19 protein-coding genes are annotated in these 22,555 nt (G+C 74.1%); 11 read left to right on the forward strand and 8 right to left on the reverse strand.

What is annotated here, in order from left to right:
• Window positions 1–114 precede the first annotated feature (114 nt).
• The 3 genes from ACE1OC_RS30400 (at window position 115) to ACE1OC_RS30410 (ending at window position 5,791) form a co-directional block, all read left to right on the forward strand.
• Entirely contained in the window at window positions 115–1,413 is a 1,299-nt protein-coding gene (locus tag ACE1OC_RS30400; protein ID WP_407839698.1) for a helix-turn-helix domain-containing protein, read from the forward strand.
• A 269-nt stretch (window positions 1,414–1,682) separates the two neighbouring features.
• The gene (locus tag ACE1OC_RS30405; RefSeq protein ID WP_407841722.1) at window positions 1,683–4,586 is read left to right on the forward strand and encodes a DEAD/DEAH box helicase; all 2,904 of its coding nucleotides are present in this window, start codon (window positions 1,683–1,685) and stop codon (window positions 4,584–4,586) included.
• Window positions 4,583–5,791, forward strand: a complete 1,209-nt coding sequence (locus tag ACE1OC_RS30410; protein ID WP_407839699.1) for an SWIM zinc finger family protein — start codon at window positions 4,583–4,585, stop codon at window positions 5,789–5,791. The genes ACE1OC_RS30405 and ACE1OC_RS30410 overlap by 4 nt, the downstream gene beginning before the upstream one ends.
• Here ACE1OC_RS30410 and ACE1OC_RS30415 read toward each other — a convergent pair.
• The gene (locus ACE1OC_RS30415; RefSeq protein ID WP_407839700.1) at window positions 5,772–6,317 is read right to left on the reverse strand and encodes a hypothetical protein; all 546 of its coding nucleotides are present in this window, start codon (window positions 6,315–6,317) and stop codon (window positions 5,772–5,774) included. The two genes, ACE1OC_RS30410 and ACE1OC_RS30415, sit on opposite strands and share 20 nt — an antisense overlap.
• A 127-nt stretch (window positions 6,318–6,444) precedes the next feature.
• Here ACE1OC_RS30415 and ACE1OC_RS30420 point away from each other — a divergent pair, with 127 nt between their 5' ends.
• On the forward strand, window positions 6,445–7,185 hold the full coding sequence (locus ACE1OC_RS30420) for a chaplin (protein WP_407839701.1): 741 nt from the start codon (window positions 6,445–6,447) through the stop codon (window positions 7,183–7,185).
• On the opposite strand, the gene ACE1OC_RS30425 is transcribed toward ACE1OC_RS30420, so the two are convergent.
• On the reverse strand, window positions 7,178–7,861 hold the full coding sequence (locus tag ACE1OC_RS30425; protein ID WP_407839702.1) for a DUF2293 domain-containing protein: 684 nt from the start codon (window positions 7,859–7,861) through the stop codon (window positions 7,178–7,180). The two genes, ACE1OC_RS30420 and ACE1OC_RS30425, sit on opposite strands and share 8 nt — an antisense overlap.
• Before the next feature lie 140 nt (window positions 7,862–8,001).
• On the opposite strand from ACE1OC_RS30425, the gene ACE1OC_RS30430 reads away from it, so the two are divergent.
• On the forward strand, window positions 8,002–8,391 hold the full coding sequence (locus tag ACE1OC_RS30430; protein WP_407839703.1) for a cupin domain-containing protein: 390 nt from the start codon (window positions 8,002–8,004) through the stop codon (window positions 8,389–8,391).
• 105 nt (window positions 8,392–8,496) lie between these two features.
• Here the strand turns inward: ACE1OC_RS30430 and ACE1OC_RS30435 are convergent, their stop codons facing one another.
• On the reverse strand, window positions 8,497–9,942 hold the full coding sequence (locus tag ACE1OC_RS30435; protein ID WP_375956144.1) for a WGR domain-containing protein: 1,446 nt from the start codon (window positions 9,940–9,942) through the stop codon (window positions 8,497–8,499).
• Between the two features lie 92 nt (window positions 9,943–10,034).
• Here ACE1OC_RS30435 and ACE1OC_RS30440 point away from each other — a divergent pair, with 92 nt between their 5' ends.
• Window positions 10,035–10,715: a uridine kinase gene (locus tag ACE1OC_RS30440; protein WP_407839704.1), complete on the forward strand. Its 681-nt coding sequence runs from the start codon at window positions 10,035–10,037 to the stop codon at window positions 10,713–10,715.
• Between the two features lie 223 nt (window positions 10,716–10,938).
• The gene (locus tag ACE1OC_RS30445) at window positions 10,939–11,580 is read left to right on the forward strand and encodes a hypothetical protein (protein WP_407839705.1); all 642 of its coding nucleotides are present in this window, start codon (window positions 10,939–10,941) and stop codon (window positions 11,578–11,580) included.
• A 23-nt stretch (window positions 11,581–11,603) separates the two neighbouring features.
• On the opposite strand, the gene ACE1OC_RS30450 is transcribed toward ACE1OC_RS30445, so the two are convergent.
• Window positions 11,604–12,572 (reverse strand): carbohydrate kinase family protein, encoded by a 969-nt coding sequence (locus tag ACE1OC_RS30450; RefSeq protein ID WP_407839706.1) that lies wholly within the window; start codon window positions 12,570–12,572, stop codon window positions 11,604–11,606.
• Entirely contained in the window at window positions 12,569–13,513 is a 945-nt protein-coding gene (locus tag ACE1OC_RS30455; protein WP_407839707.1) for a pseudouridine-5'-phosphate glycosidase, read from the reverse strand. The genes ACE1OC_RS30450 and ACE1OC_RS30455 overlap by 4 nt, the downstream gene beginning before the upstream one ends.
• Window positions 13,514–13,866: 353 nt before the next feature.
• On the opposite strand from ACE1OC_RS30455, the gene ACE1OC_RS30460 reads away from it, so the two are divergent.
• Complete coding sequence (locus ACE1OC_RS30460; protein ID WP_407839708.1) at window positions 13,867–14,238, forward strand: cupin domain-containing protein; 372 nt, start codon at window positions 13,867–13,869, stop codon at window positions 14,236–14,238.
• Here ACE1OC_RS30460 and ACE1OC_RS30465 read toward each other — a convergent pair.
• From ACE1OC_RS30465 to ACE1OC_RS30475, 3 genes are all read right to left on the reverse strand, one after another.
• Window positions 14,232–15,539: an MFS transporter gene (locus ACE1OC_RS30465; protein ID WP_407839709.1), complete on the reverse strand. Its 1,308-nt coding sequence runs from the start codon at window positions 15,537–15,539 to the stop codon at window positions 14,232–14,234. The two genes, ACE1OC_RS30460 and ACE1OC_RS30465, sit on opposite strands and share 7 nt — an antisense overlap.
• A gap of 136 nt (window positions 15,540–15,675) precedes the next feature.
• Window positions 15,676–16,236 carry a methylated-DNA--[protein]-cysteine S-methyltransferase gene (locus ACE1OC_RS30470; RefSeq protein ID WP_407839710.1) on the reverse strand — a complete coding sequence of 187 codons (561 nt, stop codon included), beginning with the start codon at window positions 16,234–16,236 and terminating at the stop codon, window positions 15,676–15,678.
• A 40-nt stretch (window positions 16,237–16,276) separates the two neighbouring features.
• Complete coding sequence (locus tag ACE1OC_RS30475) at window positions 16,277–17,161, reverse strand: glycerophosphodiester phosphodiesterase (RefSeq protein ID WP_407839711.1); 885 nt, start codon at window positions 17,159–17,161, stop codon at window positions 16,277–16,279.
• Window positions 17,162–17,404: 243 nt separating this feature from the next.
• On the opposite strand from ACE1OC_RS30475, the gene uvrB reads away from it, so the two are divergent.
• From uvrB to ACE1OC_RS30490, 3 genes are all read left to right on the forward strand, one after another.
• On the forward strand, window positions 17,405–19,564 hold the full coding sequence (uvrB, locus tag ACE1OC_RS30480; protein ID WP_407839712.1) for an excinuclease ABC subunit UvrB: 2,160 nt from the start codon (window positions 17,405–17,407) through the stop codon (window positions 19,562–19,564).
• An 86-nt stretch (window positions 19,565–19,650) separates the two neighbouring features.
• Window positions 19,651–20,229 carry a TerD family protein gene (locus tag ACE1OC_RS30485; RefSeq protein WP_250753038.1) on the forward strand — a complete coding sequence of 193 codons (579 nt, stop codon included), beginning with the start codon at window positions 19,651–19,653 and terminating at the stop codon, window positions 20,227–20,229.
• Window positions 20,230–20,356: 127 nt separating this feature from the next.
• Window positions 20,357–22,324, forward strand: a complete 1,968-nt coding sequence (locus ACE1OC_RS30490) for a TerD family protein (protein ID WP_407839713.1) — start codon at window positions 20,357–20,359, stop codon at window positions 22,322–22,324.
• Window positions 22,325–22,555: the final 231 nt, after the last annotated feature.

A 22,555-nucleotide genomic window follows, 5' to 3' on the forward strand; every position in this document is an offset into this window, starting at 1 on the left:
TGGCGGTGCTTCTGGAAAGGCTGTACCCCGGCCGGGGCCCGGGCCGACGGTTCGGGACCAACTCGGGACAATGGAACGGCCGTACGCACCCTCAGCTGCGGGAACATCGTTGGCATGGAACGGAACTCCGGGACGGGGAGATCGGCCGAAGCGCAGGCGTTCGCGCGGTCGATGAGGGAACTGAAGGAGCGGAGCGGGCAGAGCTATGGGGCCCTCGCCCGCGTCCTCCACACGAGTACGTCGACCCTGCACCGGTACTGCAGCGGTGAGGCGCTGCCCGCGGAGTTCGTGGTGGTCGACCGCTTCGCCCGGGCCTGCGGTGCGCGGCCGGCGGAGGCGGTGGAACTGCACCGGGCCTGGCTGCTGGCGGATGCGCGGCGGCGGGCGGTGGCGGTGGACGCGGCGCCGCCCGTGGAGGAGGAGGACCGGGAGGCGGAGGCTGCGGACATCGGTGTTCCGGGGGCGCCCGCGCCCGCGCCGGCGCCGCGCCGGACCGGGCGCCGCCTGCTGCTGGCCGGGGTGGCGGCGGCCGCCGTCGTGGCCCTCGCGGTGGGCGTCGGGTGGCTCCCGCAGACGGGCCGGGCCGGCCCGACGGTGGCGGCTCCCGGTACGGCCACGGGCGGAGTCACGGCCACGGGCGGGGCCACGGGGACGGGACCGGCGGCCGGGCCGACGGCGTCGGAGGCCTCGCCGGAAACGCCGACCGGCCCCGCGGCGACGCCGGCGCAGGGCGGCACCTCGGCGGGAGCGACGGGAACCCCGACGGCTCCCGCAGCCACGGGCGGCCCCTCACCGGCCTCCCCGCCCCTGCGCGCGGCCGTGCGGTCGCACGTGTGGGCGGCGGGCTGCGACCACGCGTACCTCGCCGAGCCGGCTCCCTCGGCGGTGCCCCCGCCGCCCGTGGAGGCGGACGCGCCCGCGTGGGCGGCGGGGCGGAAGGCCGTCCACGCGGGGACGCAGATCGTGGAGGTCACCCTGCTGGGCACGGGGCCGGACCCGGTGGTCCTGGAGGACCTGGAGGTACGGGTGGCCGGGCGGCGGGCCCCGCTGCGGTGGAACGTGTACGAGATGTCGCAGGGCTGCGGCGGAGGGATCACCCCGGCCGCGTTCACGGTCAACCTGGACGCGCCGCGCCCGGTGGCGCGGCCGGTGGCCGGCAACGACCAGGGGGAGAAGATCGAGGCCCCCGCCTTCCCGATCAAGATCTCTGCCACCGAACCGGCCGTCCTGCGGGTGGTGGCGAGCAGTACCGGATGCGACTGCGACTGGTACCTGGACCTCCGCTGGAGCGCCCCCACCGGCTCCGGCACCCTCCGCCTCGACGAGTCCGGCCGCCCCTGGCGCATCTCCGCCGCATCCCCGGACCGCCCGGTCTACGGCTACGCCCACGAACGCGGCCGCTGGAGCCGCTGAACCGCTGAAGCCGCCGAGTCCCCGGGCACCCCGCCGCGGCTACCGCCGGACCTCGGGGCCCCAGGGCCCCCGGGCTGCGGGGCCGCCAGGCTGCCGGACCGTCGGGTCACGGGGTGTCGCCGGGTTCCCGGATCCTCCGGAAACGCCCAGCTCAGCGGCATTGTCAGTGGCCCCGCCTAGACTCGACGGCACAGGGATACTTCTGGACGTGAAGGTGTCCGGGGAGACCCCGGAGGCTGTGGAGACCGGGAGAGGGGGACGCGATGGCCATGCCCGGGACGCGGCACGCGCCGGCACAGCCGTTCGTGTCCGGTCTGCCGCGGCACGCCGCCGTGTTCCTGCCCGCCGCCGTGCCCCGCGAGAGCCGCATCGCGTTCTGGGCCCCCGACGGGGACGCCCTGCCCGCCGAAGGCGTCCCGGCCACGCTTCAGGTGGTCCGTCCCCATGGCGAGGGCGTCCGTACCCGAACGGTGCCCGCCGTCACGCTGACGGTCACCGCCGCCCTGCCCGTGCTCGTCCGCGCGGCCCGCGCACTCCGCGGGCCCGCCACGCATCCCGCGACCCGCGCCTGGGGGACCGCCGCCGTCCAGGCGCTGTCCCTCGTCGCGCGGGGCCGTCTGCTGCCCGGGCTGACCCCCGACGGGGTCGACGCCTGGCGGGCCGGGCCCCTGGACGCCGAGGACATCGCGCACCTGCGCGCGGTCGCCGCCGCCCTGCCCCACGAGGGGTACGCCACCCCGCTCGCCGGACGCCGCCCGCTCCACCTGCCCGAACCGGAGGCGCTGGTCAGGGCGTTCCTCGACGCCGTCGCCGACAGCCTGCCCCGGACCCCCGCGGCGCCCTTCGCCGCGGGCCGACCGTTCGCCGCCCGCGAGCCGCAGCAGGTCCCGGGGATACGGGACTGGGCCGCGCAGGTCGCCTCGGGCGCGGACACCGGAGTCGGGATCTCGCTCCGCCTCGACCTGTCCTCCTTCCGACTCTTCGACGAGGCCGAGAGCGGCACGGAGCCGGAGGAGGACGTGCGCCGTGCCGGGGCCGCCGTCGTCCAGGTCCACAGCCTCGCCGACCCGACCTTGGTCACGGACGCCGCCATGCTCTGGGCGGGCGCCGCCGCGGCCGGGTTCGGACCCCGCGCCCGGATCGACGCCGTCCTCGCGCTGCGCCGGGCGGCCCGGGTCTGGCCGCCGCTGCTGCGGCTGCTGGACCAGCAGGTCCCCGATGTACTGGCCCTCTCGGACCCCGAGCTCGAAGACCTGCTGGGCCGGGCCGCGACCCGGCTCGCGGAGGCCGGAGTCCTGGTCCACTGGCCGCGCGAGCTGGCTCGTACGCTCATCGCGACCGCCGTCGTACGGTCCACCGCGCCCGGTTCCGCCACCGACGGCACCGCGTTCTTCGACGCCGAGCACCTCTTCGCCTTCTCCTGGGAGCTGGCGCTCGGCGGCGACCGGCTCACCCCGGGGGAGATGGACGCGCTCGCGCAGGCCCACCGGCCCGTGGTGCGGCTGCGCGACCAGTGGGTGCGGGTCGATCCGGAGCTGGTGCGCAAGGCGCGCAAGCGGGAGCTGGGTCTGCTGGACCCGGTGGACGCGCTGGCGGCCGTGCTGACGGGGACGGCCGAGGTCGAGGGAGAGCCGGTGGCCGCGGTCCCCGTGGGGGCGCTGGCCGCCCTGCGGGACCGGCTGACCGGGGAGCTGGCCCCGCTGCCCCAGCCGGCCGGACTCAAGGCCACCCTGCGCGACTACCAGGCCCGCGGCCTGGCCTGGCTCGACCTGATGACCTCGCTCGGACTCGGCGGCTGCCTCGCCGACGACATGGGCCTGGGCAAGACGGTCACCCTGATCGCGCTCCACCTGCACCGCGACCGTCCCGAGCCGACGCTGGTGGTCTGCCCGGCCTCGCTGCTGGGCAACTGGCAGCGGGAGATCGAGCGGTTCGCCCCCGGCACGCCCGTGCGCCGCTTCCACGGCGCCGGCCGCAGCCTCGACGGGCTGGCCGATCAGCCCGCCGGGGGATTCGTCCTCACCACCTACGGAACCATGCGCGCGGGAGCGGCCCGGCTGGCCGAACAGCCCTGGGGCATGGTCGTCGCGGACGAGGCCCAGCACGTCAAGAACCCGCACTCGGCGACCGCGAAGGCGCTGCGCACGATCCCGGCGCCCGCCCGGGTGGCACTGACCGGCACCCCGGTGGAGAACAACCTCTCCGAGCTGTGGGCGCTCCTCGACTGGACCACGCCCGGACTGCTCGGCCCGCTCACCGCGTTCCGGGCCCGGCACGCCCGGCCCGTGGAGCACCAGACGGAGGAGGACGGGGGCAACGAGGCGGCGGTCGCCCGACTGGCCGCGCTGGTCCGGCCGTTCCTGCTGCGGCGCAAGAAGTCCGATCCCGGGATCGCGCCGGAGCTGCCGCCGAAGACGGAGACCGACCACCCCGTGTCCCTCACCCGCGAGCAGGCCTCCCTCTACCAGGCGGCGGTAGACGAGGCGATGGCCGTGATCGGCGCGAGCGAGGGCATCGAGCGGCGCGGCATGATCATGAAGCTGCTGGCCTCGCTCAAGCAGATCTGCAACCACCCCGCCCAGTATTTGAAAGAGCACAGCTTGAAAGAGCACAGCTTGAAAGAGGCGGAGCCGCGGATCGCGCACCGCTCCGGGAAGCTGGCCCTCCTCGACGAGCTGCTCGACACGATCCTGGCCGAGGGCGGCTCGGTGCTGGTCTTCACCCAGTACGTGACGATGGCCCGCATCATCGAGCGCCATCTCACCACGCGCGGGATCTCGCACCAACTGCTGCACGGGGGCACGCCCGTTCCGCGCCGCGAGGAGCTCGTGGACCGCTTCCAGGCGGGCGAGGTCCCCGTGTTCCTGCTCTCCCTCAAGGCCGCGGGCACCGGCCTCAACCTCACCCGCGCCGGGCACGTCATCCACTACGACCGCTGGTGGAACCCCGCCGTCGAGGAACAGGCCACCGACCGCGCCTACCGCATCGGCCAGACCCAGCCCGTCCAGGTCCACCGCATCATCGCCGAGGGCACCGTCGAAGACCGGATCGCCGAAATGCTGGAGGCGAAGCGGGCGCTGGCCGACGCCGTCCTCGGCTCCGGCGAGACGGCGCTGACCGAGCTCACGGACCGCGAGCTGGCGGACCTCGTCTCCCTGCGCAGGCCCGTATGATCACCGCGCGCGACGACCGCCGCCGCACCTTCGAGACCGTGCCGCCGGGGCTGGAGGCCGTCAGCTGGTGGGGCCGGGCCTGGGTGTCCGCCCTGGAGTCGGTGGCCCACGACGGAGCCCGCCTGACCCGGGGGCGGACCTACGCCGCCGAGGGCCACGTCGACGCCGTCACCATCACCCCGGGCCGGATCGTGGCCTACGTACGGGGCAGCCGGCCGCGGCCGTACCGCACCGAGCTGTCCCTGCCCGCGCTCTCGGACGCTGAGTGGAGCGAGCTGCTGGAATCGGTGGTGGCCGATCCGACGGCGCTAGCCGCACTGCTGGAGCGGGAGGTCCCGGAGTCCCTCTCCGAGTCGGTCCTGCCCGGTGCGGGAGAGCTCGTGCCGCGCTGCTCCTGCCCGGACGTCGGGCGTCCGCCCTGCAAGCACGCCGCCGCGCTGTGCTACCGCGCGGCCCGCCTCCTGGACGCCGATCCCTTCCTCCTGCTCCTGCTGCGCGGCCGCGGTGAGCGGGAGCTGCTGGAGGAGCTCACCCGGCGCAATGCCGCCCGTGCCGCGCGCGAACAGCCCGATGGGACACCGGACTTCCCCGGTGTTCCGGCCCGGGCCGCGCTCGTCCGCACCGTCCTGCCGCCGCTGCCCGCTCCACTGGCGGCGCCCTCCGCCGTCGGGATGCCGCCCGCGTACCCGGCCGATCCGGCGGCCCCGGACCCGCTCGCCCTGGACCAGCTCGCCGCGGACGCGGCCGCCCGCGCCCTGGCGCTGCTGCGCACCGCCGAGGATCCGATGGCCGGGCTGAGCCGCTGGCAGGACGCCGTCCGGCTGGCCTCGGCGCACCCCACGGCCGGGCTCACAGGCGCCGCCCGCGCCCTCTACCGCGAGCTGGCCCGCGCCACGGGCCGCAGCACCACCGACCTGGCCCGGGGAGCGGCAGCCTGGCGGCAGGGAGGCCTGCCCGCCCTGCTCGCCCTCGAAGAGCCCTGGGACCCGCCCGCCGGCCCCTTCGACCGGGCCCGCCCGGCGCTCCTCGCCGCCGCCCAGGGCTCGTTCCGGCCCGACCGCAACCGGCTCACGGGCTCCTCCCGGCAGCTCCGGCTCGGCCGGGACGCCCTCTGGTACTCCTACGAGAACCGTCTGGGCGACGACGACTGGTGGCCCACGGGCCGCCCCCCCTCCCCGGACCCGATCACGGCCCTGCTGGGCTGAGTCCGGCCGCCCAGCGCTCGAGGGTGGCGAAGTCCTGCGGGCGCAGGCCGTGGCGGGGGTGGATGCGCAGGAGCAGGGCCGGGGCCGGGTGGTGGGCGGCGACCCAGGCGCGGTCGCGGGGCGTGATCAGGTCGTCGACCCAGGCGAAGGGCCGGCCGGCCGCCCATTCCAGGAGGGGGCGGGTCTTCCAGAAGAGGCCGTCGGGGTCGCGGGTGAAGGGTTCCGGCCATTCGATGACAGGAAGATCAACGGGTAGTCCGATGCGCGGGGAGATCAGCGTGTTGGCCTCGTGCGTCCAGGCGGTGGCCCAGGCGAGTTCGTAGGGCAGGGCCAGCAGCCGGGCGCCGTGGTCCGGGTGCAGGCGCACGCGCAGGCCGCGCTTGGTGCTGCGGGATTCCGGTGCGCGGTAGGACAGCCAGATGCTCGGACGCATCCGGTGGCTGGTGTATCCGCGGAGACCTGCGAGGCGGGACCGGAACGGATTGAGGGGGCCGTCCACGTCGAGGAGGAGCAGCGGGCGAGTCATGAAGTAGGGATTACCCAGTACACGATGGAGTGAAATGCCTACCGGCGCTATAACCCGAATGGGGTTACGGCGTTGTTTCCGGTACGGGTGCAAAGCCCGTGGACCCTTCCGGAAGGCAGGAAATCTGATGCGTCACAGTCGTCGGAATGGCTTGATCGCGGCGGTGGTTGCGGGGGGTGGACTCGCGGTCGCGGGTGCGGGCGGCTTCGCCTACGCCGACGCGGAGGCGGGCGGACAGGCCGTGCGCTCGCCGGGGGTGCTGTCGGGGAATCTGCTGCAACTTCCGGTGCACACACCGGTGAACGTGTGCGGGAACACCGTGAGCGTGGTCGGCGTGCTCAACTCGGCCGCCGGGAACCGCTGCGTCAACGCGGACCGGGGCGCCGGGAAGCAGGGCGAGCCCGGTCATCCCGGGTCGCGGCCGTCCGACCCCTCGCACCCCTCGAAACCCGGTGCCGGAAACGGTGCGGGGAACGGCGGCCAGAGCGGGCACGGCGGGCCCGGGCGGGGTGCGGTGGCCGATGGGCGCGGAAAGGATTCTCCGGGGCTGCTCTCCGGCAACGGGCTCCAGCTCCCCGTCGAGGTACCGGTCAACATCAGCGGCAACTCGGTGAGCGTCGTCGGCGTCGGCAACTCCTCCGTGGGCAACACCTCCGTCAACGGCTCCACCCCGGTCGTCGGCCAGCCCGTCCAGCCGCCGGTCCGGCCGCCCGTCGCCGTTCGGCCGGTCACCCCGCCCGCCCCGCCCCGCAGCCACCCCTCGGCGCTCGCCCACACCGGGGCCGAGGGCGCCGGCTACTTGCTGTCCGGCGGCGGCGCCATGCTGCTCGGCGGAGTGCTGCTCTACCGCCGGTTCCGGCTCAACTAGCCTGCGCGGGCGTGTCGGAGGCATCGGAGGCCGCCCGCCAGCCGTCCAGGATCGCGTCGATCCGCGGCGCCAGCCGGGCCCGGGCCGCGAACCGGGGCACGCCCCCCATCAGCAGGGAGTCGTACTCGGTGTCGAGGTGCCGCACGGCCGCCCGTACCGCTGCGTACACGGCCGGCGGGTCGAGGGCCCGGCCCGCCGCGCTGCGGCCCACCCGGCCGCTGCCGCGCACCGAGGCGTGCGCGGCGATGGCCCGGGCCCGGTCGGCGGGGCACCCGGGGAACAGGCGCAGGATCTCGGCGGCGAAGGCCGCCGTGAACCGGGTGTCCTCGGCCGCCCGGCGCAGCCGGTCGCGCTCCCGGCGGCGGGCCCGCGCCTCGGCGTCCGCGAGGCAGGCGCGCTCGGCCCGGGCCAGGGCGTCGTCCTCGACGAGGATTCCCATGCGCTCGTAGCGGCGGCGGCGCCGGTGGAAGCGGACCACGACTGCGGACAGCGAACTGGCTTCGTGGGCCCGGCGGGTGAGAGCGGTGTCGCCGCGCGGCAGGTAGACGAGGTGTCCGAGGTCGGCGCAGTCCAGGCAGCGGGGCACGCCGGTTTCGCGGACGAGGCGGCGCAGCGGTCCCTGCCTGCACTCCGCGCAGTGGATCTGCTTCGTCGACTCGAAAACGACCAGGCTCATGTCGAAGTGATACCGCCGTTCAGGCCTTATATCACCTTGTACGTATGGATACTTGTGCTTTCACAGAGCCTTCCCCGACCTCATGGTGTCCTCCTACCGTGGGTCGAGTGGGCCGCGTCCGGTCCATGGAGGAGGGAAACATGGCTGGACGGCAGGCGACGGCCGGGCGCCCGAGGACTGCGGTCCGGCGCCCGAAAGCGGAGGTGGCCTCCGACCTCGTGGTGAGAGAGGTCGAGATAGAGCCCGGCGGCTGCACCGGCTGGCACTACCACCGCGTGCCGCTGATGGCGGTGGTCAAGTCCGGCACCCTGACCCGGATCCTGAGCGACGGCACGGTCGAGGTGCATCACACCGGCACCAGCTTCGTCGAACCCGCCGGGCGGCGCCACGTCCACCTCGGCCGCAACTTCGGCACCGAGCGGGTCGTGCTCTGCGTGACCGCCGCCCTCGGCGAGGGCGACTCCTTCGCGCTTCCCGCGGAGGCCCCGCCCGGCGCCACGCCCTGCGCGTGCCCCGCGCGGACGCGGTGAGGGCCGATGCGGTGACCCCACCCCGCGAGTGGTGACCCCAACCCCGTGAGTGGTGACCCCGCCCCCCGTGAGCGGTCGCCCCGACCCCGTGAACCGGGTCACCGCTCAGACGAGTCGGCGGATCTCCCCGCGCACGCGGTAGAAGCCTCCGGCCGCCGGGTGCAGGCCGTCCACCACGTACCGGGCGCCGGGCTCCCGTATCCCGCGCGGGAACTGCACGTTCCAGGAGGGCTCGAACCCGCCCGACACCACCTGCACGCGCATCCGCTGGCCCTGCTGCACGCACTCCACGACCACGCCGCCCGCGGGCACCGAGGCCACCGACACCGTCGCCACCGCGGCGGGCGTGGCCGCCGGGGTGAAGACGGGCAGGGCGGCCGCCGACTTCACGTCCACGGCCGTCGGCACCGACCCCTCCCGGGCGGCCGCGATCGCGGCCTCGCTCGCGTCCACGCAGACCAGCGAACCGTCCGTGGTCACCAAGTACAGCCGCTCGTCCAGGTACTGCATGGACAGCGCGGCTCCGCTGCCGGTGCCCAGCTTCCACAGCCGCCGCCCGTCGGCGTCGAAGCAGTACACGGACGACGCGAGGTCGCCGGCGAAGACGTGTCGGCCGTCCGGCGAGGTCGCGCACGAGTAGACCGCGGCGTCGCACCGGTACGTGGCCTCCAGGGCGCCCGTCGCCTTCGACAGCCGCTGCACGGTGTTGCGGCCGGTTCCCGCGTACACCGCGTGGTCCTCCTGCCAGCCGAACAGCACCGACCCGTCGGTCTGGGTGTGCCACAACTCCCGCCCGCCGTCGGGGGCGTAGGCCGTGACCCCCTTGCCGTGGCCGTGGTAGACCGCCCGCTCGTCCGCGCGCACCATCCACGCGTTCGGCCCGGCCGAGCGCCGCGACCACTGGAACTCGTCCTCGTGGTCGATGACCGTCAGCCCGCCGTTGCGGTCGGACACGTTGAGCACGCCCTCGCGGATGTCCAGCCAGAAGATGTCCACGTCGGCCGCGATGTCGTACGCCCCGAACGGCACCTTCGAGGACAGGTCGTACACCGTGCCGTCGTCACAGCCCGCGTAGATCCAGAACTCGTCCGCCACCAGGCACTTCACCCCGTCCGGCAACGAGTAGCGGGCGAGCACCTCTCCCTCGTGGCTCACCGTGTAGACGTCTCCGGCCTGGTTGCCGACCCAGCAGCGGTCCTCGTCCACGTGGATCCCGAAGGCGGAGGACCCCGTACGGAACCGCCACAGCACCGGGGCCACCGCGCGTGCGGTGGACGGGGTCGAGGTCACCTGGCGGCGCGTCACCGACCGGGCCGCGCGGACTCCCCGCACCGCGGGGGCGTAGCCCTTGCGGACCTTCTCCCCGACCTTCTTGGCGGCGGCCGCCCGCGCCTTCTCGATGGTGGGGAAGGAGGAGCTCTGCAGCTGGCCGTCCGCGCCGATGCGGCCGTACCGCACCGAGACGGAGGTCCCGTCGACGGTGACCTCGTAGAACTTGTGGGCACCGCCGTCCTCCTGGGACAGCTCCAGATACGTCGTCTCCCGAGCCATGACAGACCCCTCCCCAAGGCCGGGCCGCCGGCCCCCTGTGCGCCGGTGATCCCTCCTGAAAAACGTTAGGTGTCACCACTGACAATGGGCTGGTGCAGCTGGAAGCGATCACATGGCAGCGGATGGCCGAGCGGCTCGCCGGTCACCTCGACGACGACGAGCGGGGCAGCGGCGAGGGCGGGGGCGGGGGCGGCCCGGAGGGCCGATGGCGGCGGGTGGGCATCGACGGGGCGCCCGCCGCCCGCACCGGTGTGCTCGCCGCGGAGCTCGCCGACGCGCTGCGCCTGCGCGGGCGTTCGGTCCTGGTGGTGGCGGCCGAGGGCTTCCTGCGCCCGGCCTCCCTCCGCTTCGAGTTCGGCCGCGAGGACGTGGACTCCTACCTCGACGGCTGGTACGACACGGCCGCGCTCTGGCGGGAGGTCTTCGGCCCGACCGACCCCGGCGGCACCGGCCGGGTGCTGCCCGACCTCTGGGACCCGGTCACCGACCGGGCGACCCGCAGCCCCTACGCCGAACTCCCGCCCGGCGGCGTGCTGATCGTGCACGGCCCGCTGCTGCTGGGCCACTGGTTCCCCTTCGACCTCAGCGTCCACATCGGGCTCTCCCCGGGCGCACTCGCCCGCCGCACCGAGGAGTCCGCCCGCTGGACCCTCCCCGCCTTCGCGCGCTACGAGGCCGAGACCGGCCCGGCGGACCGGGCCGACGCCCTGGTCCGGGCCGACGATCCGCGCCATCCGGCCTGGACGGGCCTGCGCGGAGGGCACGCCGGCTGACCCCGCGAGGCCGCCGCGCGGGCCTCGGCGCGCACCTCTGCGCCACCCCCGGGCGCACCTCCGCGAACCCCCGTCCCGTCACGGAGGTCCGGGAACCGCAACAGAGGGATTCCGGCACGGTGACGATCGGTTCCGGCCATCGCTCCGGCCGGAACCGCGCGCTACGTTGACGGCACGCTCGACGGCGGCCACCCCGGTGGCGCCTTGGCAGAGGGAGAAGGCGATGCGGTCAATGCACGGACGCGGCAAGGCGGTTCGGGGCGCGAGACGGGTGCGCACGCAGGCGGCGCTCGCCGCGCTGGCCCTGTGCGGAACCCTGGTCCTCACGGCCTGCAACGGTGACGAGGAGACCGGCGCGCCGGGAACCCCCGCGAGCCCCGCCACCAGTGCGGCGGCCACGGGCGCCGCCTCGCCGTCGGCCTCGCCCACCTCGGCCCCGTCGAAGAAGCCGACTCCCACCGCCCCTTCGACCGTGACCCCGACGGGTACGAAGAAGGCGCCGATGCCGGGCTCCACCTGCGACCACAAGATGCCGATCTCGCCCGACGAGATCGCCGTCAACCGCTACACCCCCGAAGGCGGGGTCCACAGCCTGATCATCAAGCACGGCAACTGGGGCTGCGCCGCCCCCGGCGCGGACGCCGCCCCCTTCGAGACCACCGGCAAGGAAACCTTCCTCAACATCGCCGAGGACGCCAAGATCACGGCCGTCACCCCCATCGTCGCGAGCACCGTGAGCCAGCCGATCACGCTCCAGCAGCTCATCGACTGGCTGATCGCCCACCCGAACCAGGGCCGCGTCTTCCGGTACCACCTGGACAGCGCGGGCGTCATCGACTCCCTCGACCAGCAGTACACCTCCTGACCCCGCTCCGGGCGGCCCGCTTGCTACGGCCGCCCGCCCAGCCGGGCCACCGCCAGCGCGGCCGCCCGGCAGCCGGCCCCCGCGGCCCACGCCGAGCCCGCTCCCGCCAGCCGGGCCGCCAGGAAGGCGCCGGTGAAGGCGTCACCGGCCCCCGTGGAATCCACCGCCTCGGCGCTCTCCGCCGCGACCTCGGCCGTCACCCGGCCGTCCTCGGCGACGAGCGCTCCGGCCCCGCCCCGGGTGACCACCACCAACGGCACCCGCCGGCTCAGCTCCGCCGCCGCCCGCGCGACCGCCGCCGCCCGATCCGTCCGCTCCGGCGGCCCGGCCGCCCCTGTCGCCCCGGCCGGTCCCGGCGACCCCGCGAGCAGCAGCGCCTCGTCCTCGTTCGGCAGCAGTACGCCGGCCCCCGCCGCGGCGGCAAGGAAGCGCTGCGGACCCAGCGCGGCCAGGAACCCCGCCGACGCCGGATCCACGCTCACCGTCACGTTCCGGGCGCGGGCGGCCCGTAGCGCGACCAGGGCCAGTTCCCGGCTCGCGTCCGCGAAGAACAGGTAGCCCGACAGATGGAGATGGGCGACCCCGTCCAGGAGTCCGGGCTCCCAGTCGGCGGGGGAGAGCCGCAGCGAGGCACCGCTGTCGGTCAGGAAGGTCCGCTCCGCGTCCGCTCCGACCAGCGCGACCACCGTCCCGGTCGGCTCGGCGGGATCGACCACCAGCCTCGGCCGCACCCCCGCGTCGAGCAGGGCCCGCTCGTGCCACCCGGCCGAGTCGGCGCCGACCCGCGCGAGGAGGCGTACCTCCGGGGCCCCCGCGTGGGCGGCCCAGCAGGCGGCGTTGGCCCCCGCGCCGCCCGGCAGGGTCCGGATCCGGGCCGGGGTGTCGGTGCCCGGAGCCAGTGGTTCCGCATGGACCGCCACGACGTCCGTCACCACGTCCCCGACGACCAGCAGCGCCCCCGGCCCGGCGGGAGCGGCCGGTGCGGCGGTCACGGCCGCGCCGCCCAGGCCCGCGCGATGCGGGCCCCGAGCCGCACGTTGCCCCGTACCGCCGCGAGGTTGGCCTCCAGGGATGCGCCGCCCGTCGCGCGCACCAGGAACCCGAGCAGGAACGGTGTCACCGCCTGTCCCGTGATGCCCCGCTCCCGGCACTCCGCCAGGGCCTCGGCCAGGACCCGGTCGTGCAGTTCCGGATCGAGCTGCCGCTCCGCCGCCACCGGGTTGGCCACGAGCAGCGCCGACTCCGCGCCGCCGAGGAGGTCCTGAGCCGCCATCACGGCCGCCACCTCCTCCGGGCGGTGGACCGTCCAGTCCACCGGCTCGCCGGAATCGGCCAGGTAGAACCCGGGGAAACGATCCGTCCCGTACCCGAGGACGGTCACCCCCAGCGTCTCCAGCCGCTGGAGCGTCGCGGGCACGTCCAGGATCGACTTCACCCCCGCGCACACCACGGTGATCCGGGTCCGCGCCAGCAGCGCGAGGTCGGCCGACTCGTCCTGCGACCGGGTCCAGTCCCGGTGTACGCCGCCCAGCCCGCCGGTGGCGAAGACCCGCAGCCCCGCCCGCGCGGCGAGGAAGGCCGTGGCCGAGACGGTCGTCGCGCCGGTCGCACCCGTGGCGAGGGCCGGGGCCAGATCCCGGTGGCCGAGCTTGCGCACGCCCTCGCCGCCCGCGATCCGCTCCAGCCGGGCCTTGTCCAGCCCGGCGTACGCCACCCCGTCGACGACCGCGATGGTCGCCGGGACGGCTCCCTCCGCGCGGACCAGCTCCTCCAGTTCCAGACCCACCGCCAGATTGCGGGGGCGGGGCAGTCCGTGGGCGAGGATCGTGGACTCCAGCGCCACGACGGGCTGCCGGCGGTCGAGCGCCTCGCGCACCTCCTCCGACAGGACCGGGACCGGGGCTGTGTGTTCAGATGCAGTGTGCTGTGACATGTCCCCATCCCTGGCACGCGATCCGGGACCCCAAACGCGCGGACGCCGCACCGGCGCGAACCCGCCGGGGGAGCGTGCCCGCGTCGGTCTGGACGTCCGGGGGCGTGCGGCCCTGCGGGGCGAGGTCCCCTACCCGCCCTTCGCCCGTTCCCCGGGCTGCGCCCGGACCCGCCCCGGGGCTCCGCCCCGGACCCCGCGCCGCAAACGCCGGCGAGGCTGGATTTCGCCCGGCGGAGCCCGGGAACGGTGGAATCCGGCGCGTCAAGGGGCGACAGGGTGACGGGTGGGGCGGACGCGCGCTGGACGTTCTGGTCACCCCGGCGCGCCGGGCGCCCCGGTTAGGCTCCCGAACCATGAGCACAACTGATCACGGCCCCGCTTCCTTCGCCGTCTCCGTCCCGGACTTTCCCGATTCCGAGCTGGAGCCGGACGAGCTCGACCCCGCGCAGATCGTCTCCGGGAACCCCGTGGTGACGGGCAAGGTGCTGTGGGAGGCGCCGGACGGCTCGCAGGTGCGCGGGATCTGGCAGATCACCCCGGGCGTGGTCACCGACACCGAGGCGAACGAGCTGTTCGTGGTGGTGAGCGGCCGCGCCACCGTCGAGGTGGAGGGCGGCGAGACCCTGGAGGTCGGCCCGGGCTCCGCCTGTGTCCTTCGGGAGGGTGACAAGACCACCTGGACCGTCCACGAGACGCTCCGCAAGGCCTACCACATCAGCTACTGAGCGGTGCCCGTCCCGGCGTCCGCGGCCTTCACCGGACGGCGGCGCGAGGTGAACAGCGCGAGCGCCGCCATCGGCAGCAGCAGGGCGGCGGCGGCCGCGTTGAGCCAGCCGTAGCCCGCCTGGGACATGACCAGCCCGGCGGCGGCGCCGCCGACCCCGGCGGCCGTGTTCATGGTGAGGTCGCCCAGCCCCTGTACGGCGGCCCGCGCGGGCTGCGGCACCGAGTCGGTCAGCAGCGCGGAGCCGGACACCATGCCGGCGGACCAGCCCAGCCCGAGCAGGAAGAGGCCGATGCCGCTCTGGGTGTGGTTCCCGTCGGCCGTGCCGGCGAGCAGCGCGGCGACGGACAGCAGCCCGGCGGCGAGCCCGATCACGGACAGCCGGCCGATCCGGTCCGCGAGCCAGCCCATCACCGGCGAGAAGCCGAACATGCCGGCGATGTGCCCGCTGATGACCAGCCCGATGAGCTGGAGCCCGGCTCCGTGGTGCCCGAGGTCGACCGGTGTCATCACCATGATCGAGACCATGGCGGTGTGCGACACCGCGATGGTGAGGAGCGCGAGCCGGGCCCGGGGGGAGGCCTTGACGGCCGCGAAGCCGGCACGCAGCGAGCGCCCGGCGCGGGTCTGGTCCTCGGCCGGGGCGAGCGCGCGGGCCGTCAGCAGCGGGTCCGGGCGCAGGAGTACGCCGATCAGCACGGCGGTGAGCAGGAAGATGGCGCCGGCCCATATGAAGGGCCCCGCCATCGGGGGTATGGAGGTGCCCTCGAAGCTGCGGCTGGCCGGGGCGGAGAGGTTGGGGCCGAGCACGGCGCCGATGGTGGAGGCCCAGACGACCACGGAGATCGCCCGTGCCCGGTGGTCGGGTTCGGCGAGGTCGGCGGCGGCGAAGCGGGCCTGGAGGTTGGCGGAGGAGGCGGCTCCGAAGGCGGCCATGCCGAGCATCAGCAGCGGGAAGCTCTTGATCGAGGCGGCGAGGACGACGAGGGCGGCCCCGGCCGCGCCGATCACGTAGGCGAGGACCAGTCCGGGCCGGCGGCCGCGCGCGGTCATCAGCGCGGCGAGCGGCAGGGAGACGGCCGCGGTGCCGATCACGGAGGCGGTCGAGGCGAAACCGGAGAGCGACTCCGTGCCGCTGACCTCGGTGGCCAGGACCGGGGCCAGGGCGATGCTGATGGGCACACCGATCCCGCCCAGCACCTGGCCGGCGATCAGCACCCCGGAGGTGCGGCGCCGCAGTCGGGGCAGGTCGGCGGCGGTGACCGTGACGGCGGGCCGGTCGGTGCCGGGCGCGGTGCTCACGCGGTACACCTCCGACACGGATGCGGAGGGACTGCGGGCGCGGCGCAAGGTGTGGTCACCGCCGCAGTTTCGCACCCCTCGCAGGGCGGGCGGAACAGGGTTTCCGGGGGCACCGGGAGCATCAGGAGCACGCCCCCTAGAAGAGAGGCTGGGGGAGTACCCCTTCCAGGGCGAGGAGGCGGCGCTTGGTCTCCACGCCGCCGCCGAAGCCGCCGATGCCCCCGTCGTTCTCCACGACCCGGTGGCAGGCCACCACCAGCGGCAGCGGGTTCGAGCCCATGGCGTTGCCGACGGCCTGGGCCGCGCCCGGGGCTCCGGCCCGGGCGGCCAGCTCGCCGTACCCCACGACCGCCCCGTAGGGCACGGTGCGGTCCAGCTCCAGCAGGACCTGCCGGTTGAAGCCGGAGCTGAGCCGCCAGTCCAGCGGCAGATCGAAGCGGCGCAGCGTACCGGCGAAGTAGGCCTTCAGCTGGCGTATCGGCTCGGCCAGCAGGACCTCCTCGCCCGGCGGCGGGCGCCGGGCGTCGGCGCCGAGCCGGGAGACCAGCGCGCCGATCATCCTCTCGGCCCGGTCCGGTCCGGCATGGAACTCGACCTTGACCAGGCCCTCGGGGGTGGCGGCGAGGAGCAGCGGACCGATATCGCTGTCGACGACGGTCCATTCGAGGTGCGGCCCGCGGGGCCCAGGAGTGTCCACCCCTTCACGGTACGACCCGCCACCGACAGCGCCGCACGCGTCAGTAGCCGCCGACCGCTTCCCGTACGACGTCGGGCTTGTCGGTGATGATCCCGTCCACGCCCATGTCCTGGACCTTCAGGGCGGTCGCGGCGTCGTCCACGATCCAGGTGTCCACTTCCAGCGCCCTGCCGTGGGCGCCGAGCAGCTTGTGCACCGCGGCGACCCAGTCCGCGTCGATGGTGGTGTACCAGGGGTTGATCCGGTCGGTGAACTCGGCGTACCGCGGCAGGTCGGCGACGGCCGGGGTGCCGAGGAAGGCCGTGAACAGGTCGGGGCGCAGTTCGTGCACGGTGCGGACCGAGGCGGCGCTGAAGCTCTGGACCACCAGCCGGCGGACCACACGGTCCTCGTTGAGCCAGCCGGTCGCGCCCAGCACGTCCAGGGTCTGCTGTTCGATTCCCGGGTAGAGCTCCGGCTTCTTGATCTCCAGGAGCAGGCGCTGCTGGTTGCGCTGGACCCGGTTCATGTACTGCCGCAGGGTCGGTACGCGGGCGCCCGCGAACTCCGGGCCGAACCAGCTGCCCGCGTCCAGCCGGGCGATCTCCGCCGCGGTGAAGTCCTTCACCCGCCAGGGCTTGCGGTCGGGGAACACCTGCTCGACGTCGGTCGTCCGGGCCAGGGTGTCGTCGTGGATGACCACGAGCTCCCCGTCCTTGGTGCGCTGGACGTCGTTCTCCACCCAGTCGAAGCCCATCTCCATGGCGAGGTCGATCGCCTCCAGCGTGTTCTCCGGGGCGTACGCCGAAGCCCCTCGGTGGGCGTACACGATCGGGTTGGACAGCCAGTCCGGACCGGGTGCGGCCGAGGCGGAGCCCGCACCGCACACGCTCAGGGCGAGTCCCAGGAAGGCGGCGGTGGCCGCGGCGGCGGATCGGACGTACATGCGCGTTCTCCTCGGGTCATGGGCCCTGCTCCTGCCGTCAAACGGGCGCGGAGCGGCATTCGTTGCGGCGATGCACCGGCGGCGATGCGTTTCCGACGCACTTTCAGGGAGAGCCGCGTACGGCGATCATGGGGTTGGCGATCACCGGGCCGCCACCGAACTACGACAAACGGACCAGGCCCGCACGGCTCCGCACGGGGCGGGCGGGCCCCGAGTGTCAGTGGGGGGTCGTACGGTTGACCCATGCGGCCCGTATCGAAGATCGAACGCACGGTGGCGCCTTTCGAGGTCGTCAGCTCCTACCAGCCCAGCGGTGACCAGCCCGCGGCCATCGCCGAGCTGGAGAAGCGCATCCGTGCAGGTGAAAAGGATGTCGTGCTGCTCGGCGCGACCGGAACCGGCAAGTCGGCGACGACTGCCTGGATGATCGAGAAGCTCCAGCGGCCCACCCTGGTGATGGCGCCGAACAAGACGCTCGCCGCCCAGCTGGCGAACGAGTTCCGCGAGCTCCTGCCGAACAATGCGGTCGAGTACTTCGTCTCGTACTACGACTACTACCAGCCCGAGGCCTACGTACCGCAGTCGGACACCTACATCGAGAAGGACTCCTCCATCAACGAGGAGGTGGAGCGGCTGCGTCACTCCGCGACCAATTCCCTCCTCACCCGGCGCGACGTCATCGTCGTCGCCTCCGTGTCCTGCATCTACGGTCTCGGCACCCCGCAGGAGTACGTCGACCGGATGGTCTCCCTCAAGGTCGGCGAGGAGACCGACCGGGACCAGCTGCTGCGCCGCTTCGTCGACATCCAGTACACCCGCAACGACGTGGCCTTCACCCGGGGCACCTTCCGCGTGCGCGGCGACACCATCGAGATCTTCCCGGTCTACGAGGAACTGGCCGTCCGCATCGAGATGTTCGGCGACGAGATCGAGGCCCTGTCCACCCTGCACCCGCTGACCGGCGAGGTGATCAGCGAGGACCGCGAGCTCTACGTCTTCCCCGCCAGCCACTACGTCGCCGGCCCCGAGCGCATGGAGAAGGCGGTCCGCGGCATCGAGGCCGAGCTCGCCGAGCGCCTCGCCGAGCTGGAGAAGCAGGGCAAGATGCTGGAGGCGCAGCGCCTGCGCATGCGCACCACCTACGACCTGGAGATGATGCGCCAGATCGGCTCCTGCTCCGGCATCGAGAACTACTCGCTGCACATGGACGACCGCGAGCGCGGCTCCGCTCCGAACACCCTCATCGACTACTTCCCCGAGGACTTCCTCCTCGTCATCGACGAATCGCACGTCACCGTGCCCCAGATCGGCGCGATGTACGAGGGCGACGCCTCGCGCAAGCGGACCCTGGTCGACCACGGCTTCCGGCTCCCGTCGGCCCTCGACAACCGGCCGCTGAAGTGGGAGGAGTTCCAGGAGCGGATCGGCCAGACCGTCTACCTGTCGGCCACTCCTGGGAAGTACGAGCTCTCGCGCGGCGACGGCTTCGTCGAGCAGATCATCCGCCCGACCGGGCTCATCGACCCGGAGGTCGTGGTCAAGCCCACCGAGGGCCAGATCGACGACCTGGTGCACGAGATCCGGCAGCGGGTGGAGAAGGACGAGCGGGTCCTGGTCACCACCCTCACCAAGAAGATGGCCGAGGACCTCACCGACTACTTCCTGGAGCTCGGCATCCAGGTCCGCTACCTGCACAGCGACGTGGACACCCTGCGCCGCATCGAACTGCTGCGCGAGCTGCGGGCCGGCGAGTACGACGTCCTGGTCGGCATCAACCTGCTCCGCGAGGGCCTCGACCTGCCCGAGGTGTCGCTGGTGGCCATCCTCGACGCCGACAAGCAGGGCTTCCTGCGGTCGGGGACCTCGCTGATCCAGACCATCGGACGCGCGGCGCGCAACGTCTCCGGCCAGGTCCACATGTACGCCGACAGCATCACCCCGGCGATGGCCCAGGCGATCGACGAGACGAACCGGCGCCGCGAAAAGCAGGTCGCCTACAACACCGCCCACGGCATCGACCCGCAGCCGCTGCGCAAGAAGATCAACGACATCGTGGCCACCATCGCCCGCGAGGAGCTCGACACCGAGGAGCTCCTCGGCACCGGCTACCGGCAGACGAAGGACGGCAAGGCCCTCAAGGCGCCCGTCCCGGCGCTGGGCGGCAAGGCGGCGCTGGCCGCGTCGGGCGGCAAGGCCGGGGCGAAGGGTGCCAAGGCCGCCAAGGGTCCCGTGGTGGCGACCGACCGTCCCGCCGCCGAACTGGCCGCGCTCATCGAGCAGATGACCGAGCGGATGCGGGGTGCGGCGGCCGAGCTGCAGTTCGAGGTCGCGGCCCGGATCCGGGACGAGGTCGGCGAGCTGAAGAAGGAGCTGCGACAGATGAAGGAAGCGGGCCTCGCCTGACCCGGAGGCGGTCAGTAGGGTTGGCACAGCCGCAGGTACATGCTGCGCACCCCCATCGGGGGAGGGCTATGGAGAGGGGACAGCGCGTGACGGTCAACATGACCAAGGGTCAGGCCATCAGTCTGCAGAAGGCGGACGGAGGCACGCTGACCGCGGTCCGGATGGGCCTCGGCTGGCAGGCGGCCAAGCGCCGTGGGCTGTTCGGCTCGCGGACCCGGGAGATCGACCTCGACGCGTCGGCGGTGCTCTTCGCCGACAAGCAGCCCGTGGACGTCGTCTTCTTCCGGCACCTGCAGAGCGACGACGGCTCGGTGAAGCACACGGGTGACAACCTCGTGGGCGGCGTCGGCCAGGGCGGGGACGACGAGTCGATCCTCGTCGACCTGCAGCGCGTGCCGGTGCACATCGACCAGATCGTCTTCACGGTGAACTCCTTCACCGGCCAGACGTTCCAGGAGGTGGAGAACGCCTTCTGCCGCATCGTCGACGAGACCAACGGTCAGGAGCTGGCCCGCTACACGCTGGACGGTGGCGGTCAGTACACCGCTCAGATCATGGCGAAGGTGTCGCGCGTCGGCAGCGGCTGGCAGATGACGGCCCTCGGAAACCCGGCCAACGGCCGTACCTTCCAGGACCTGATGCCGGCGATCCTGCCGCACCTGTAAGCAGGACCGGCAGCACGGCACAACAGCACACCAGCACGACGGTACGGCGCAACAGAAGTACGGCACGGCAGGACCGGGCGCGATCGAGGGCCCGGCGGAAGAACGGGTACGGGGGAGGGGCTGCACGATGACGGCCGAACTGGTCCGGGGGCAGAACCACCCCCTGTCCCGGAGCCGGGTGGAGATCAGGGTCTCGGCGGGCACACCCGTGCTCGCCCTGGCCCAGCTCGGCGACGACACGGGCCGGCTCGCCGGCCCCGGGGCGGTCGCCCACCCGGGCGCCCGCGCCCTCCCCGGGCTGGAAGTGCCCGGGGCGGCCTCCGGGCAGCACCGCATAGCGGTCGACCTCGACGCGGTCGCACCGGCCGTCCACCGGGTCGGCCTCGTCCTGGTCCTGCCGCCCGGCGGGCCGGGGCACTTCGGCGCGGTCCCCGCCTCCTACGTCTCCGTGGCCGACCCGGAGGGCGCGGAGCTCGCCGGGTACACGCTGACCGGACTGGAGTCGGAGACCGCCGTCGTGGCCCTGGAGCTGTACCGGCGCCAGGGTGCCTGGAAGGTGCGCGCCGTCGGCCAGGGGTACGCCGCCGGCCTCGGAGCGCTCCTGACCGACGCCGGTCTCCCGGCCCCGGCCGCGGCCGAACTGGCCGCCGCAGCCCTGGGCACGGCGCCGGCCGGGGACATCACCCTGGCCGTCATGCCCGGCGGCCCGGCCCCGACCGTTCCGCGCGGGCTCCGGGCCCCGGCCACGGCCCAGACGCCGACACCGGCGCCGGCGCCGGCGCCGCAGGACGTTCCGGCCGCGCCCACGCCCACACCCCCGCCGATGCCCCCGCAACCGCAAGCGGGACCGGACACCGCCGGCGGTCCGCCCACCATCAGCTACGCCCACCCGCGCCGCCGCACCAGCACCGAGCCGCCCGAGCCCGCGCCGCGCCCCGCCGCGCCGCCGCGGCCCGGGGAGCAGCCCCGCCCCGTCGCCGGGGACGCGAGCGGCTGGTCCATGGAGGAGCGGCTCTACAACCAGGTCTGGGGCATGTTCGAGGACCTGGCCCGCTCCGTCGCCGCCTACCGCGGCGCCGTCGAGTTCGCCGACTCCCGGATGGACCGTGAGCTCGACGAGGCGCTGTCCGACCCCCGCCACCGCCTCGGCGGCTCCGGAAACGCCGCCCGCGACGCCGCCCGGGGCCGCCGCGAGGAGCTGGTCGCGCGGGCGCAGGAGGTCCTCGACCGGGACCTGGTCCAGCTCACCTCCGAGTCCGAGGTGGTCGAGCCCGCGCTGCCCGCCGCGTACGCGCGCTGGGACAACCCGGTCTGGCAGGCGCACTCCGTGCCCGCCGAGGCCCCGCTCGCCCTGCGCCTGGGCGACCTCCACCTGCCCGAGCGGCCCGATCTGCGCATCCCCATGCTGGTCCGGGTCCCGCTGGAACGCGGCCTGTGGATCGACAACGGACGCACCGGCTCCGAGGCGGCCATGGCGATGGACACCGACCGGCTGCGCCGGGCCGCCATGGACATGGCCGTCGCGCACGCGGCGCGGATGCTGGCCGCCCACCCCGCCGACCGGTTCGCCGTCCACGTCATCGACGCGGCCGGAGCCGGAGCCGCCTCGCTGGCCCCGCTGGTGCGGGCCGGAGTGCTGGCCGGGGCGCCCGCCGCCGGGGCCGCGGCGGTCACCGAGACCCTGGAGCGGTTGACCCGCCGGGTGGACCTCGTACAGATGGCCGTGCGGGCCGGGGCTCCGGAGGACCTTCCGCCCGATGTGGACACCTCCGACCAGCTGCTGATCGTGCACGACTTCCCGCACGGCTTCGACGACCGCGCCGTCACTCGTCTGCGCTATCTCGCCGACGAGGGTCCGGCCGTCGGCGTGCACCTCCTGATGGTCGCGGACCGTGACGAGGCCTCGGCCTACGGGCCGCTGCTGGACCCGCTGTGGCGCTCGCTGATGCGGCTGTCGCCCGTACCGGACAACCACCTCGCCGACCCCTGGGTCCACCACGCCTGGATCTTCGAGCCGGACCTGCCCCCGCAGGGCAGCCGGGTCCTGAACCAGGCGCTGGAGCGGGTCGCGGCGGCCCGCGGCCGCGCGCGGTAGCGGCGGCAGGGCGGTCCGCCGCCCGGCCCCGATGACCGGCCGCTGACCAGTTCTTGGGTTCCCCTTTACCTTGCGCGCCCACGACGGGTACCCTGGTGAGTGCGGAGGGGAGTATTCCTGCTTTCCTGCTACGGCGTGCCCGTCAATACGGACTGCAATCGGTCCCGGGGCGCCGGCCCGTGGCCTCCTGGCCGTCCGGGTGGAAGAGACCTCCGGCAGCGATGACGCTGA

The organism is Streptomyces stoeckheimensis, from assembly GCF_045822005.1.
In the GTDB taxonomy this organism is placed as follows: Bacteria; Actinomycetota; Actinomycetes; order Streptomycetales; family Streptomycetaceae; genus Streptomyces; species Streptomyces stoeckheimensis.